Source organism: Caulobacter sp. HMWF025, assembly GCF_003060965.1.
Lineage (GTDB): Bacteria > Pseudomonadota > Alphaproteobacteria > Caulobacterales > Caulobacteraceae > Caulobacter.
This window is the reverse complement of the sequence record NZ_QAII01000002.1, coordinates 1-13,268: the sequence shown is the minus strand read 5'-3', so window position 1 is coordinate 13,268 and position 13,268 is coordinate 1. Positions and strand designations below refer to the sequence as shown.

The window sequence follows — 13,268 nt, the reverse complement described above, 5'->3', positions numbered from 1 at the left end:
GTTCAGTGCGACGCGACAGGTCGTCGGAGGCCTGGGCGATCTCTTCCGACCCGGCGCGGATACCGCCGGTCGCGTGGGCAATGCTCTTCATCGCCTCCTGCAGCCGGCCGGCAGCGGTGTTGAAGTCGGTCTTCAACTGCTGGGCCTTGGGCGCAAAGGTCACGTGGATGCGATGGGTCAGGTCACCATTGGCAAGGCGGTCGAGGGCCTCGGCCAGGGCACTGAAGGCAACGGAGTCAGCTTCGGCGTCCGCGGCCTTGTCGGCCTCGTGCTCGGTCCGCTCACGCTCGGCCTGGGCCCGCTGGTGGGCCGACTCGCCCTCGAGCCGCGCCTTGGCGATGGCCGCTTCCTTGAAGGTCATGACGGCCGCAGCCATCTGGCCGATCTCATCCTTGCGGCCCAAGGCCGGAACCGGGATCGAATGATCCCCGGAGGCGAGACGCCGCATGGCGGCAGTCATGGCTGCGACCGGTGCGGCAATGCCGCCGCTGAGCATCAGCCCGCCGGCGACCGCAATGCCGATCGCCACCAGAATGCCGACCGCCAGGGTCAAGGTGGACGCGGCAGACGCCTTCTTCTGGGCGGCCGCTTCCGCCGCCAGAACGCTCTCGGCCTCGGTCACGATGGCCTCGATGGCATTTTCGACCGGCTCAACCGCCTTGTCGGCGACACCGTCGTGTTTGACCAGTTCCACCGCCTGCGGCCGGGTGGCGGGATCTGCCCCGAGGGCCTCACCCGGTTCGATGGCCTGCTTGCGGTACTCGGCATAGGCTGCATCGACGGCGGCGGTCCGCGCCAGAGCCGCCTCATCGCCATCCGCGAGGGTCTTGAGCTTGTCCAGAGCCGCCAGGAACTTGGGCTTGTGGGCCTCTTCCAGCCGTTTGACGTAGTAGGGATCGCCTGAAAGCAGGAACCCGCGCAGGGAATTTTCCTGCCGCGTCAGCCGGAACGCGGCCGTATCCGCAGCCCTCAGCGACTCGTGGGCGCGTTCGGTGCGGGATACGGACTGCTCAAAGCCCAGCTTGTTGGCAAACAGTGCTCCGCCCATGAGCATGATCGTGGCCAGCATGACCGCGAAAACAGCCACGAGTTTATGGGGGATTTTCAGGTCACCGAACGACACGATCGCTCTCCAGCTTTTGGCTCCGCTCCGCCAAAACCAGAGATAACGCAGGTATTTAACCTGGGAATCATGGTCTGGCGCGCGATCAAGCTGTGCCGCCGAGCGCCCTTCCAATCTGTTAACCGTGTTGCGGCGTAACGCCTCACCACGTCGAATAGTGCCCGTTTTCTGATCAGTGCGCCTCATCCCAGTTGAGCGCGGCGCGCGCCTCAACCGTCAGCGGAACCATCATGTCCACCGCCGGCGCGGCGGCCGTCTCCATAACCTGCCGCGCCACGGCGCAGGTGGCCTCGGCCTCGGCTTCCGGGGCCTCGAAGACCAGTTCGTCGTGAACCTGAAGCAGCATCTTCGCGGTCAGGCCGGCGGCCTGAAGGGCCGCGGGCATCCGCACCATGGCCCGTCGCATCACATCGGCAGCCGCGCCCTGGATCGGCGCATTGATCGCCGCCCGCTCGGAGAACTGGCGCTGGGCCACCGACTTGGACTGGACCTCGGGAATATTGATCCGGCGGCCGAAAATGGTGGTGACATAGCCGTGCTCGCGCACGAACGCCTTTGTCGCTTCCATATAGGCCTGGATGCCGGGGAAGCGCTCGAAATAGGTCTTGATATAGGCCCCGGCCTCGCCCTGGCCGATGCCCAGCTGGTTGGCCAGGCCGAAAGCCGAGATGCCATAGACAATGCCGAAATTGATCGCCTTGGCGCGGCGGCGAACGTCGGACGGCATGCCTTCGATCGGCACGCCGAACATCTCCGAGGCGGTCATGGCGTGGATGTCCAGACCGTCCTGGAAGGCCTTCTTCAGCTGCGGAATGTCGCCGATATGGGCCAGCAGGCGCAGTTCGATCTGGCTGTAGTCGGCGCTGATCAGCACCTTGCCCGGATCGGCGATGAAGGCCTTGCGGATCTTGCGACCTTCCTCGGTGCGGATCGGGATGTTCTGCAGGTTCGGGTCCGACGACGACAGCCGCCCCGTCGTCGTCGCCGCCAGGGCATAGGAGGTGTGAACCCGGCCGGTCGCCGGCGCGATCGCCGCGATCAGGTTCTCCGTATAGGTGCCCTTCAGCTTGGACAGCTGACGCCAGTCGAGCAGGACGCGTGGCAGCTCATGCTCCAGGGCCAGGCTCTCGAGCACATCGCTGTCGGTCGACCACTGGCCGGTCGCGGTCTTCTTGCCGCCCTTCAGGGCCATTTCCCCGAACAGCACGTCGCCGACCTGTTTGGGGCTGCCCAGATTGAACGGGTGGCCGACCAGTTGCTGCGCCTTGGCCTCGAACTCGGCCATGCGCAGGGAGAACTCGTTGGACAGCCGGCGCAGGGTCTCCGGATCGACCCGGATGCCGGTGTTTTCCATCGCCGCCAGCACCGGCGGCAAGGGCCGCTCGAGCGTCTCATAGACGGTCAGCAGGCCCTTGGCCGCCAGCTGGGGCTTGAGAAGGGCATGCAGCCGCAGGGTGACGTCGGCGTCCTCGGCGGCATAGGCCGTGGCCTCGGCCAGACCCACATGCTTGAAGCTGATCTGGCTCTTGCCTGACCCGGCCACCTGCTTGAACGGGATCGGCTTGTGGCCCAGCCACAGCTCGGAAAGCTCGTCCATGCCATGGCCGTGCAACCCGGCCTCCAGCACGTAGCTGATCAGCATGGTGTCATCCACGGGACCGACCTGGACGCCATAGCGTGACAGGACGGCGATGTCGTACTTGCCGTTCTGGGCCACCTTCAGCACGGCCGGGTCTTCCAGCAGGGGCTTGAGGATGGCGATGGCGTCGGCCAGCGGGATCTGCTCAAGGCTGGCGGCGGTCTCGAAAGCCAGACCCTCGGCCTTTTCCTCATGGGCCAGCGGAATGTAGCAGGCCTCGCCCGGCGCAAGGGCCAGCGACACCCCGACCAGGCCGGCCGTAGCCGAACCCAGGGCATCAGTCTCGGTGTCGAAGGCAACGATCCCACTGGCGGTGGCCCGATCGACCCAGGCTTTCAGCGTCTCAAGGTCCCGGACACAGGCATAGGCCGTCGTGTCGATCACAGCCGGCTCGGCGACAGGACTGGCCGCCGCCCGGGCGGCCGCGCCCATATAGGACAGGCTCGACACGGGGGCACCGATGGCCGGTCCGGCCGGACGATCCAGGCTGCGCGGCACGGCGGCGGCGCTGCCGTCCCCGACCCGGCGGGCCAGGGTGCGGAACTCCATCGCCTCCAGGAAGGCCTGCAGCACCGCCTTGTCTGGCTCGCGCAGGGTCAGGTCACTGACGGGCTCGGGCAGGGGCGTGTTGCAGTCCAGCTGGACCAGCTGGCGCGACAGCCGGATCTGGTCGGCGAAATTGATCAGGGTCTCGCGGCGCTTGGGCTGCTTGATCTCGCCGGCCCGGGCCAGAAGCGTGTCGAGGTCGCCATATTCGTTGATCAGCTGGGAGGCGGTCTTGATCCCGATGCCCGGCGCGCCGGGCACGTTGTCGACGCTGTCGCCGCACAGGGCCTGAACATCGACGACCTTTTCCGGATAGACGCCGAACTTCTCGAACACCTGCTCGCGGTCGATGCGCACGCCCTTCATCGGATCGTACATTGACACCCCGTCCCCGACGAGCTGCATCAGGTCCTTGTCCGAGCTGACGATGACGGTCTCGCCGCCCTGTTCGCGCACCCGGCAGGCATAGGCGGCGATCAGGTCATCGGCCTCGTAGCCCGCCAGTTCAATGGCCGGAACGCCGAAGGCCAGGGTGGCCTCGCGGACCAGCGGGAACTGCGGAATCAGGTCTTCCGGGGCCGGCGGCCGATGGGCCTTGTACTGATCATAGAGGTTGTTTCGGAACGTCTTTTCCGAATGGTCCCAGATCACCGCCAGATGGGTGGGAGCGTCGCCCTGCATGTCGCGCAGCAGCTTCCACAACATGTTGCAGAAGCCCTGCACCGCGCCCACCGGCAGGCCGTCGCTCTTGCGGGTCAGGGGCGGCAGGGCGTGATAGGCCCGGAACAGATAGGCCGAGCCGTCGATCAGAAAGAGGCGCACCGGAGCGCTTTCTGTCGCGGGACGAGCGGAAACGGTTTCGGAATCGGGCGCGGCGATATCGGTCATGCCCCGACCATAGGCCGCCGGGCACGGCCTGCAAAATGCTTCTGGCGAGGCGTTCGCCTCAGACCTTCACGATCCAGCGCCGCTTGTGCATGTAACCCAGCACCGCCCAGAGCAGACCGATGAAGACCGCCACCGGAATGAGGGCGGCGGTCTTGGTCCCGATCAGTGGCGCGGCCGCGTCATAGGGGATCTTCAGCATGTGCGCGGTCAGCATGATCGACGCCAGCTCGTGCAGCACATAGGCAAAGATCGCATTGACCCCGAAGTCGGTCAGGAAAGCCGTACCCGGCAGCTTCCAGGCCTTCACGTCCAGGCTCTGGTGCAGGCCGGCCAGCACCAGCAGGGTCGCGCCGCAAGAGACCAGCACATAGCTGCTGGTCCACAGATCCTTGATCACGGGGAAGACCACCGCCCAAGCCAGGCCCGCAACCAGCAGGCCCAGTCCGGCGAGGGCCAGACCGCGGGCTCCGCGACGGGCCATCAGCCATTCGCCGGCCGCAACCCCGATCAGCGCCTGGGCGATGGCCGGCAGGGTGCCCAGCAGGCCCTCCGGGTCATAGCCGGCCGGCCCTTTCACATAGGCATGGACGCCCAGAACGGCCCGATCCAGCCAGGCCACCAGGCTGGACCCGGGCGTGGCCAGATCGGCGACGCCGCCGGGATAGGGCAGCTGGCACAGCGGCCAGTAGATCAGCAGCAGACCGGCGGCGAGGGCCAGACGAACCCGGGGGCCGGTGGTGCGATAGAGGACAGCGGCGGCCAGAAAGGCCAGGGCGATGCGTTGCAAAACGCCCATCGGCCGGAACGCCACGCTCTCGGGCGTCGCGAGCCAGTAGATGTTGCTGACCAGAAGCCCCAGCAGGATCAGCCGCGCCGAGCGCACCAGAAGTCGCCGCAGACCCGGCCCGTCGAGGGCCTGGCCCGTCGCCGGAGTAGCCAGCGGAATCGAGACCCCGGTCATGACGATGAAGGCCGGGAACACGGCATCGGCCAGGGTGAACCCCGACCACCGCGAATGCATCAGAACCGGAAAGACGTCATAGCCGCTGACATAGTGCAGATAGGCGGCACTGTTGACGAGGATCATGCCGACGATGGTCAGGCCGCGCAGGACGTCCAGCGAGGCCAGCCTGGGGGCGCGCGAAATCCCGGCATCGAAGGCCATCCGTCTATTCGCCGTCCTCGAGGGACCGGGCCTCTTCCGGCAGCATGATCGGCACGCCGTCACGGATCGGGTAGGCCAGCTTGGCGGCGCGGCTGACCAGCTCGCCACGAGCCCGGTTATAGTCGAGCGGGGCGCGGGTCACCGGGCAAACCAGGACTTCCAGCAGGCGCGGATCGATCTCGACGGGCGGCGGGTTCGGAGCATTGGTCATGTCGGTTTCTTAGCCGGACGGCTCTCTATTGGATAGAGGCCGGCGCGTCGTCGTCGCCGCTGGCCGCATCGATCTCGAGAAGGGTCACCAGGGTCGCGCGGCGATCGGCGAGCGTCGGCGCTTCCAGCAGGGCCTGCTTTTCCATGGCGTCGAACGGCAGGGCCATGGACAGGCTGTTGATCAGGGCATCCAGCGGCGCACTCTCGGCGCTGGTCCAGTCGATGGCCAGACCTCGGTGATCCAGATAGCGCCGTAGCGCCGCCAGCAGGGGGGCAGCCTCCGCGCCGCCCACCACGCCGGGCGGCTCGTCGCGCAGGTCTGCCTTGAAGCTCGTGAAGTCCGCCCGGACCTGGCGATAGGGCGTTCGCACCGGCAGTTCGTCTCCGGCCCGGAACCGGCACACGCCGGTCAGGGTGATCAGATAGCGCCCGTCGCTGGTCTCGGCGAAGCTGGTCACGCGGCCGGCGCAGCCGATCGGGGCCAGGGCGGGGTCGTGGCCGGCCCCCTCGCCCCCACCCTGGTGGCCCCGGGTCTGGATCATGCCGATGATGCGCTCGCCCGACATGGCGTCGTCCAGCATGTTCAGGTAGCGCGGCTCGAAGATGTTCAGCGGCAGCTGGCCACCGGGCAGCAGCAGCACCCCGTTCAGCGGGAACACCGGGATCACCAGAGGCAGGTCGCTGACCTTGCGAAAGACACCCGGCATCGTCGCCTCCTAACTGAACAGGATGGAAGACAGCCGCTTGCGACCGGCCTTGGCGACATCGGACATCGCCCCGGCCGCCTCGAACACGACCAGCAACTGCTTGCGCGCCGCCTCATCGTTCCAGGCGCGGTCGCGGGCAATGATGGCCAGCAGGTGGTCCGCGGCCGCTTCGAAATGTCCGGCCCCGGCCAGCGCCTTGGCCAGCTCGAACCGGGCCTCGTGATCGTCGGGATCGGCCGCCAGACGGGCCTCGAAGGGGGCTGTCTCGGACGGGGCCGCCTCCGCCAGGACAAGAGCTGCGCGCACGCTTTCCAGATCGGGGTCCCTGGCATTGGCCGGGGCCATGGCCGCAACCTCGGCCGCGCGCTCCAGGTCGCCGCCATCCAGATAGCAGCGGGCCAGACCGCCGATGGCCTTCAGATTGGCCGGATCCATCTGCAGGGCCTGGGCATAGGCCTGGGCCGCGCCGCCGAGATCCCCCAGCTCGAGCGACTCCCGGGCCATGGCCAGAACCGCGTCCAGGTCGCTCTCGGCCGGCGGTCCCGCCAGGCGGTCGATGAACATCTTGATCTGGCTCTCGGGCACCGCGCCCTGGAAGCCGTCCACCGGCTGGCCGTTGACGAAGGCATAGACGGTCGGAATCGACTGCACGCGCAGCTGGCCGGAAAAGCCGGGGTTCTTGTCGACGTCGATCTTGACCAGCTTGACCGCGCCCTTGGCGGCGGTGACGGCCTTTTCCAGGGCCGGGGTCAGCTGCCGGCAGGGCCCGCACCAGGTGGCCCAGAAGTCGACGATGACCGGCTGGGTCTTCGAGGCCTCGATGACGTCGGCCATGAAGCTGGCGTCGGTACCGTCCTTGATGTGCTCGCTCTTGCCACCGGCCGGGCCGCCGGCCGGAACAGGAGGGGGTTTGACGCCAATCAGGCTCATCGGAAGTCTCTCATGCAGATCGCAACGCGTTCAGCGGCAAGATGGTCCCTGGAGGCGACATCCGCAATCGCCGGGTGCCTCTAATCCACCACCGCCATCGCCGCAAAATCCACGATCAGCGGCGAGACCCCCAGCGCGGCGAGGAACGCCCGGAAGCCGTCCTGGCTGAGCGCCGTGGTGGCATTATTGCTTAAGGGGTGGAAGTTGACCGGGTCGGAGGCCGCCAGGGCCGCGTCCAGCACAAAGCGCACCCGCCGGTCGGCGTCATTGATCAGGCCCAGCGCCGTGACCGAGCCCGGCGTGACCCCCAGAGTCTCGACCATCATGGCCTCGGGCCCGAACGACAGCCTGCCGGAGCCGATCACCGTATGCAGGCGCTTGAGATCAATCACGGTCTCACCGAGCGCCGAGATCAGCCAGAGCTGGCCCCTGGCGTCCTTGAGGAACAGGTTCTTGGTGTGACCGCCGGGCATGGCGGCCTTGATCTCCAGCCCCTCCTCCACCCGGAACACCGGCGCGTGGTCGAGGGTGGCGTGGGGGATGCCATGGGCGTCGAGGAAGGCAAAAAGGTCGGCGCGGGTCTTCATGCCCGGCGTTTTAGGACGCAGCGCCCAGGCTTTCGAGCACGAAATCGACGCGGGCGGCGACATCCGCGTAGGGCAGCGCGACGAGCCTGTAGCCGAAGGCAGGATAGACCCGGGCCATGACGGTGCCGGTGCGCTCGGCCTCGGCCAGGTCCTGGCGACGCTCGGCGTCCCGGGTGAAGATCTCGGGCCAGAACGGGGCGATGAACACGATGGGGTCGTACCGGAAGCGCCTGGCGGCGGTGTCGACGGTCGCAGGAACCGGCAGCCCGCAAAGCTCCAGATAGCCGACGACGTCGGGTAGGCCCCGATCGTAGAATACCGGCCCCGCCAGACCATCCGCCGCCCCATAAGACACCAGCTCCCTGGCCAGCATCCGGTCCGCATAGGCCTGGCGGTCACCCCAGGGCAGGGCTGTGCCGCCCGCGCCGACCTCCTCCTGGATGATGGCCCGCCCCGCCTCAACGGTCCGCGCAAAGCCCCTGTCCTCGAGCGCGTTGATCAGGCTGGTCTTGCCCGAACCGGGACCGCCGGTGACGACGATCCGGCGTGGCGAAGGGATGGACATCAGACGGACCTTTCGGGAAGGCGTACGGGTCAACTGGACGGCCTCGCCTGTTGGGCGCTAGACCAGAGCCAAGGGTCAAGACAACAGGAAGACGCGCGGCATGGAACTGGAGTGCTATCCCACCGAGAACCGTCCGCCGGAAATCGTCCCGGGCCGGCCGCAACGGGCCTGGATGGACCATTTCGCCGACCGCCACCCCTATCGCTGCCTGCCGCTGTCGATGGCCAACACCTCGGGCTGGGAAATCCTCTGCCCGGTCGGCTTCTCGATGAGCTGGGACGGCGGCGCGCACCAGGACTGCATCAAGTTCCAGCCGGACCATCCCTATCCGGGCTTTACAGATTTTGTGAAATCGCACTTCTCGCGCGGCACGGTGACCTTCCACACGGGCTATCTGTTCCGCACCCCGCCGGGCTGGTCGATCCTGACCATGGGGCCGCCCAACCACATCAAGGACGGCATCCAGCCCCTGGCCGGCCTGGTCGAGACCGACTGGCTGCCGTTCCCCTTCACGATGAACTGGCTCTTCACCCGCCCCGGCACCGTGCGCTTCGAAAAGGGCGAGCCCTTCTGCTTCATCATGCTGATGCAGGACAAGCAGATGGACAATGTCCAGCCGGTGATCCGCTCGATGAACGCCAACCCCGACCTGCGCCGCCAGTATGACGTCTGGGCCGAGAAGCGCAGCGAGTTCAACAGCCTGATCTTCAAGCGCGACCCCGAGGCCACCAAGGAGGCCTGGCAGCGCTTCTACTTCAAGGGCGAGTACCCCGAAGAGGTGAAGGCCGAGGCCCCCAGCCACCACGTCAACAAGCGCCGCCTGAAGGCCCCCAAGGTCGGGTGAGCGGAGCTTGAAGCGCGTCCTGTTCGTCTGCGGCAAGAACCGGCTGCGCAGTCCGACCGCCGAGCAGCTGTTCTCGACCTGGCCGGGCATCGAGGCCGCCTCGGCCGGTGTCTGCGCCGATGCCGATGAGCCCCTGACGGGCGAGATGGTCGCAGAGGCTGACCTGATTTTCGTGATGGAGAAGGCCCATCGCACCAAGCTGAACCGGCGCTTCCGGGCGCAACTGAAGTCCACGCGCGTCATCTGCCTCGATATCCCCGACGATTACGTCTTCATGGATCCGGAGTTGATCCGGCTGCTGGAGGCCCGCGTCCCGAGATTCCTGCCCGCACCCTGACTGCGGCCGAACAAGTCGCTCCAGAAAGGCGTCCGGCGGTTGGCCCGGGCGGCAGGACTGGATAAGGTCGCCCGCACAGTCCCGTCGCCACAGAGACCTTCATGACCAAGCTGATCGACCTTGCCGGCTTCCTGGCCTCCGAACCGGCCGATGCCGCCCTCAAGGACCTGGTCACCGTGATCGCCGGCTCCTGCGGCCAGATCAGCAAGGTCGTCGCCTCCGGCGCCATCAGCGGCAGCCTCGGCGCGGCCGGCCAGGTCAATGTGCAGGATGAAGAGCAGAAGAAGCTCGACATCATCACCAACGACATGCTGCGCGACGTGCTCAAGGCCTGCCCGGCCGTGGCGGGCCTGGCCTCTGAAGAGCTCGACGAGATCGAGACCACCGGCCGTACCGGCGGCTATCTGGTCACCTTCGATCCGCTGGACGGCTCCAGCAATATCGACGTCAACGTCTCGGTCGGGACCATCTTCTCGATCCTGCCGGCCCCGGCCGCCGGCATCCCCACCGAGGCCGACTTCCTGCAGCCCGGCCGTCGCCAGGTCGCCGCCGGCTATGCCGTCTACGGCCCCCAGACCATGCTGGTGCTGACCCTGTCGGACCGTGTCGTCGGATTCACCCTCGATGCCGACGGGGCCTGGCTGCTGACCCACGACACCCTGGGCATCAGCCCCGACACGGCCGAGTTCGCGATCAACATGTCGAACCAGCGCCACTGGGCTCCGGCGATCCAGACCTATGTCCAGGGCTGCGTCCAGGGCAAGGACGGCCCGCGCGGCAAGAACTTCAACATGCGCTGGGTCGCCTCGATGGTGGCCGACGTCCATCGCATCCTGATGCGCGGCGGCATCTTCCTCTATCCGTGGGATGCCCGCGAACCCGACCGGGCCGGCAAGCTGCGCCTGATGTACGAGGCCAACCCGATGTCGCTGATCGTCGAGCGCGCCGGCGGCAAGTCGACCACGGGCCTGGACCCGATCCTCGACCTGCAGCCGGTCAAGCTGCACCAGCGCGTACCGGTGGTCCTGGGTTCGGCCAACGAGGTCGACCAGGTCAGGGTCGCCATGACGGCCTGAAATCGCCAGCGGGGCGTGGCCAGCCAGGCCCGCCCCACGAGGCTTCGCCCCATCCCGGAACCCGGATCACCAGACGCGCCGACGCCGTAGCCCTGCAGAAACCCGAGGCCGGGCGCTTGTTTGATGGTGTCTGGAGAAAATGGCGCGCCCGGAACGATTCGAACGTCCGACCCTCAGATTCGTAGTCTGATGCTCTATCCAGCTGAGCTACGGGCGCGCATTGCCTTTCGGCGAGGCGGGGGAGATAGCCCGTTCAATTGCGGGGCGCAAGCGCCGTTTTCGAGATCGGGTGAAAAGTTTTGGCACGCTTCGCCGAGGTCGCGGGCACGGGTCGCCCGGAACCGGGCGGGGGCGGCTGTTTTGCAGGGTGCCGGGCCTTAGAGAGGTGACAGCCGTGCCGGTTTGTTGTCCATGGTCGGTCCCTGCCGGGGGGTACGCGCCCCGGTCCTGGTCGAACGGAATTGGTACGCATGCGTCGCCTGGCCCTGATCTCCCTGCTCTCGCCCCTGTGGCTGTCGGCCTGCGCCCAGACCGCGCCGCCGGCCGCCCTGGCCGCGCCGACCCCGGTCGTGGCACCGGCGACCGCGCCCCGCGGCTTCGTGGCGGCCGCCAATCCACTGGCCGTGGAAGCCGGTCTGCGGGTGTTGCGCGAGGGTGGCTCGGCGGCCGATGCGGCCGTGGCCATCCAGGCGGTGCTGAGCCTCGTGGAGCCGCAGAGCTCGGGCCTCGGCGGCGGCGCCTTCATGACCTATTACGACGCCCGCACCGGCAAGGTGACGGCCTATGACGGTCGCGAGAAGGCTCCCGGCGGCGCGGGTCCCGACATGTTCCTCGGCCCGGACGGCAAGCCCCTGCCCTTCGTGACGGCCCTGCTGTCGGGTCGCTCGACCGGGGTACCGGGCGCCGTGGCGATGCTGGCCCAGGTCCAGAAAGAGCACGGCCGGGCGGCCTGGAACACCCTGTTCCGCGACGCCGAAACCCTGGCCAGCGACGGCTTCGTGGTCAGTCCGCGCCTGGCGGGCATGATCAACAGCCCCCGGGTCCCGCAGAACAGCGCCGCCGATGTGAAAGCCTATTTCACCAAGCCGGACGGCACCCTCTACCAGGCCGGCGACACCCTGCGGAACCCGGCCTATGCCGCTACCCTGAAGCGGCTGGCGGCCGAGGGGCCCAGCGCCCTTTATGAGGGCCCGATCGCCCAGGCCATCGTCGACAAGGTGCATGAAGGGGCCCTGCCGGGCACGATCAGCCTGTCGGACATGAAGGCCTACCGCCCGCGCTCGGGGGCCGCCCTGTGCCGGCCGTGGAAGGTCTATACCGTCTGCGTGCCCAACCCGTCCTCGAGCGGTCTGGCGGTGATCCAGGCCCTGATGATGCTGGAGCATACCGATATCGGCAGTCGGGGGCCGACCGATCCGGTCGCCTGGACCCTGATGGCCGAGGCCGAACGGGTGATGTACGCCGACCGCGACCGCTACGTCGGAGATCCGGCCTTCGTGAAGGTGCCGGTCGACGGCCTGCTCGACCCGGTCTATGTCGCCGAACGCGCCAGGCTGATCGGCCAGGTCGCCGGGCCGGCCCCGGCCTTCGGCTACCCCAAGGGGGCGCCCCGGACGGGCGTCGACGTCACCCATGAGCCCGGCGGCACGACCCATTTCGTCGTCGTTGATCCGGACGGCAATGTGGTGTCGATGACCACGACGGTCGAGAGCATTTTCGGATCCGGCCGCATGGTCGGCGGCTTCTTCCTCAACAACCAGCTGACCGACTTCTCGTTCGCGCCGGTCGAAAAGGACGGCGCGCCGGCCGCCAATGCCGTGGCGGCGGGCAAGCGGCCGCGCTCGTCCATGGCCCCGATCATCGTTCTGGACAACCGGGGCAAGTTCCTGGCCGCCGTAGGCTCGCCGGGCGGCAACGCCATCCTGTCCTATAACCTCAAGGCCATGGTCGGCGTCTTCTACTGGGGCCTGTCGATGCAGGAGGCGATCAACCTGCCCAATCTGGTCTCGCGAGGCAGCAATTTCTCGGGCGATGCCGACCGGTTCGGGCCCGATCTGGTCGCGGCCCTCAATGCCCGGGGCGTGCTGGTCAAGACCGGGCAGTACGAGACCTCGGGCCTGCACGGGGTGATCGTGCGTCCGGGCGGCGTGCTGGAAGGCGGGGCCGATCCCCGTCGCGAAGGCGTGGCCAAGGGCCTCTAGCCTCCAGGCCGCCGCGCCCGGCCGACCGGCGCTCAGCCCCGGCGGTCGAGCACCAGCCGCAGGCCGAAGGCGATGAACACCCCGCCGGTGATCCGGTCGAGGGCGCGCACCACCGCCGGCCTTTGCAGCAGGCCCGACAGCGGCACCGTCGCGGCGATCAGCAGGCTCGACCAGACGAGCCCCATGACCACGTGCAGCCCGGCCAGCAGGGCCCCGAAGCTCGCCGGCGGGGCCCCGTGCGGAATGAACTGCGGCAGGAACGAGATATAGAAGACCCCGACCTTGGGATTGAGCAGGTTGGTCAGCAGCCCCCGACGCAGGGCCGCCGACAGGCCGCCGCCGGCCGGGGTCGCGGTATCGGCCTCGAAGCCCTGACGGGGCCGCAGGATCAGGCCGATCCCCAGCCAGAGCAGATAGGCCGCGCCGGCCCCTTGCAGCACCCCATAGGCC

At 67.8% G+C, this 13,268-nt stretch carries 13 protein-coding genes and 1 tRNA gene; 4 read left to right on the top strand and 10 right to left on the bottom strand.

The window, feature by feature from the left end; all coding sequences use genetic code 11:
• The 8 genes from DBR10_RS19515 to DBR10_RS00315 form a co-directional block, all read right to left on the bottom strand.
• Window positions 1–1,123 (bottom strand): methyl-accepting chemotaxis protein (locus tag DBR10_RS19515; RefSeq protein ID WP_233243127.1); only part of this gene is annotated, 1,123 nt, incomplete at its 3' end.
• Between the two features lie 172 nt (window positions 1,124–1,295).
• The gene (gene polA / locus DBR10_RS00345) at window positions 1,296–4,196 is read right to left on the bottom strand and encodes a DNA polymerase I (RefSeq protein ID WP_108556071.1); all 2,901 of its coding nucleotides are present in this window, start codon (window positions 4,194–4,196) and stop codon (window positions 1,296–1,298) included.
• A 58-nt stretch (window positions 4,197–4,254) separates the two neighbouring features.
• Complete coding sequence (locus tag DBR10_RS00340; RefSeq protein WP_108490528.1) at window positions 4,255–5,361, bottom strand: acyltransferase family protein; 1,107 nt, start codon at window positions 5,359–5,361, stop codon at window positions 4,255–4,257.
• Window positions 5,362–5,365: 4 nt separating this feature from the next.
• Window positions 5,366–5,572, bottom strand: coding sequence for a Trm112 family protein (locus DBR10_RS00335; RefSeq protein ID WP_108503717.1), 207 nt, complete (start codon window positions 5,570–5,572; stop codon window positions 5,366–5,368).
• A gap of 25 nt (window positions 5,573–5,597) precedes the next feature.
• The gene (locus tag DBR10_RS00330; protein ID WP_108503718.1) at window positions 5,598–6,278 is read right to left on the bottom strand and encodes an LON peptidase substrate-binding domain-containing protein; all 681 of its coding nucleotides are present in this window, start codon (window positions 6,276–6,278) and stop codon (window positions 5,598–5,600) included.
• 9 nt (window positions 6,279–6,287) lie between these two features.
• Window positions 6,288–7,208, bottom strand: a complete 921-nt coding sequence (locus tag DBR10_RS00325) for a thioredoxin family protein (RefSeq protein WP_108503719.1) — start codon at window positions 7,206–7,208, stop codon at window positions 6,288–6,290.
• Window positions 7,209–7,288: 80 nt separating this feature from the next.
• Window positions 7,289–7,795: a prolyl-tRNA synthetase associated domain-containing protein gene (locus DBR10_RS00320; RefSeq protein ID WP_108503720.1), complete on the bottom strand. Its 507-nt coding sequence runs from the start codon at window positions 7,793–7,795 to the stop codon at window positions 7,289–7,291.
• A 10-nt stretch (window positions 7,796–7,805) separates the two neighbouring features.
• Window positions 7,806–8,360, bottom strand: coding sequence for an AAA family ATPase (locus tag DBR10_RS00315; RefSeq protein ID WP_108556070.1), 555 nt, complete (start codon window positions 8,358–8,360; stop codon window positions 7,806–7,808).
• A gap of 100 nt (window positions 8,361–8,460) precedes the next feature.
• Here DBR10_RS00315 and DBR10_RS00310 point away from each other — a divergent pair, with 100 nt between their 5' ends.
• The 3 genes from DBR10_RS00310 (at window position 8,461) to DBR10_RS00300 (ending at window position 10,617) form a co-directional block, all read left to right on the top strand.
• Window positions 8,461–9,204 carry a DUF6065 family protein gene (locus DBR10_RS00310; RefSeq protein WP_108490257.1) on the top strand — a complete coding sequence of 248 codons (744 nt, stop codon included), beginning with the start codon at window positions 8,461–8,463 and terminating at the stop codon, window positions 9,202–9,204.
• A 7-nt stretch (window positions 9,205–9,211) separates the two neighbouring features.
• Complete coding sequence (locus DBR10_RS00305; RefSeq protein ID WP_108490258.1) at window positions 9,212–9,541, top strand: low molecular weight protein tyrosine phosphatase family protein; 330 nt, start codon at window positions 9,212–9,214, stop codon at window positions 9,539–9,541.
• A 101-nt stretch (window positions 9,542–9,642) separates the two neighbouring features.
• Entirely contained in the window at window positions 9,643–10,617 is a 975-nt protein-coding gene (locus tag DBR10_RS00300; RefSeq protein ID WP_108505687.1) for a class 1 fructose-bisphosphatase, read from the top strand.
• A 140-nt stretch (window positions 10,618–10,757) separates the two neighbouring features.
• Here DBR10_RS00300 and DBR10_RS00295 read toward each other — a convergent pair.
• Window positions 10,758–10,834 (bottom strand) — tRNA-Arg (locus DBR10_RS00295).
• 253 nt (window positions 10,835–11,087) lie between these two features.
• On the opposite strand from DBR10_RS00295, the gene ggt reads away from it, so the two are divergent.
• Entirely contained in the window at window positions 11,088–12,818 is a 1,731-nt protein-coding gene (gene ggt / locus DBR10_RS00290) for a gamma-glutamyltransferase (protein ID WP_108505686.1), read from the top strand.
• Between the two features lie 32 nt (window positions 12,819–12,850).
• Here the strand turns inward: ggt and DBR10_RS00285 are convergent.
• On the bottom strand, window positions 12,851–13,268 hold a 418-nt coding region (locus tag DBR10_RS00285; protein WP_108556069.1), incomplete at its 5' end, for a LysE family translocator.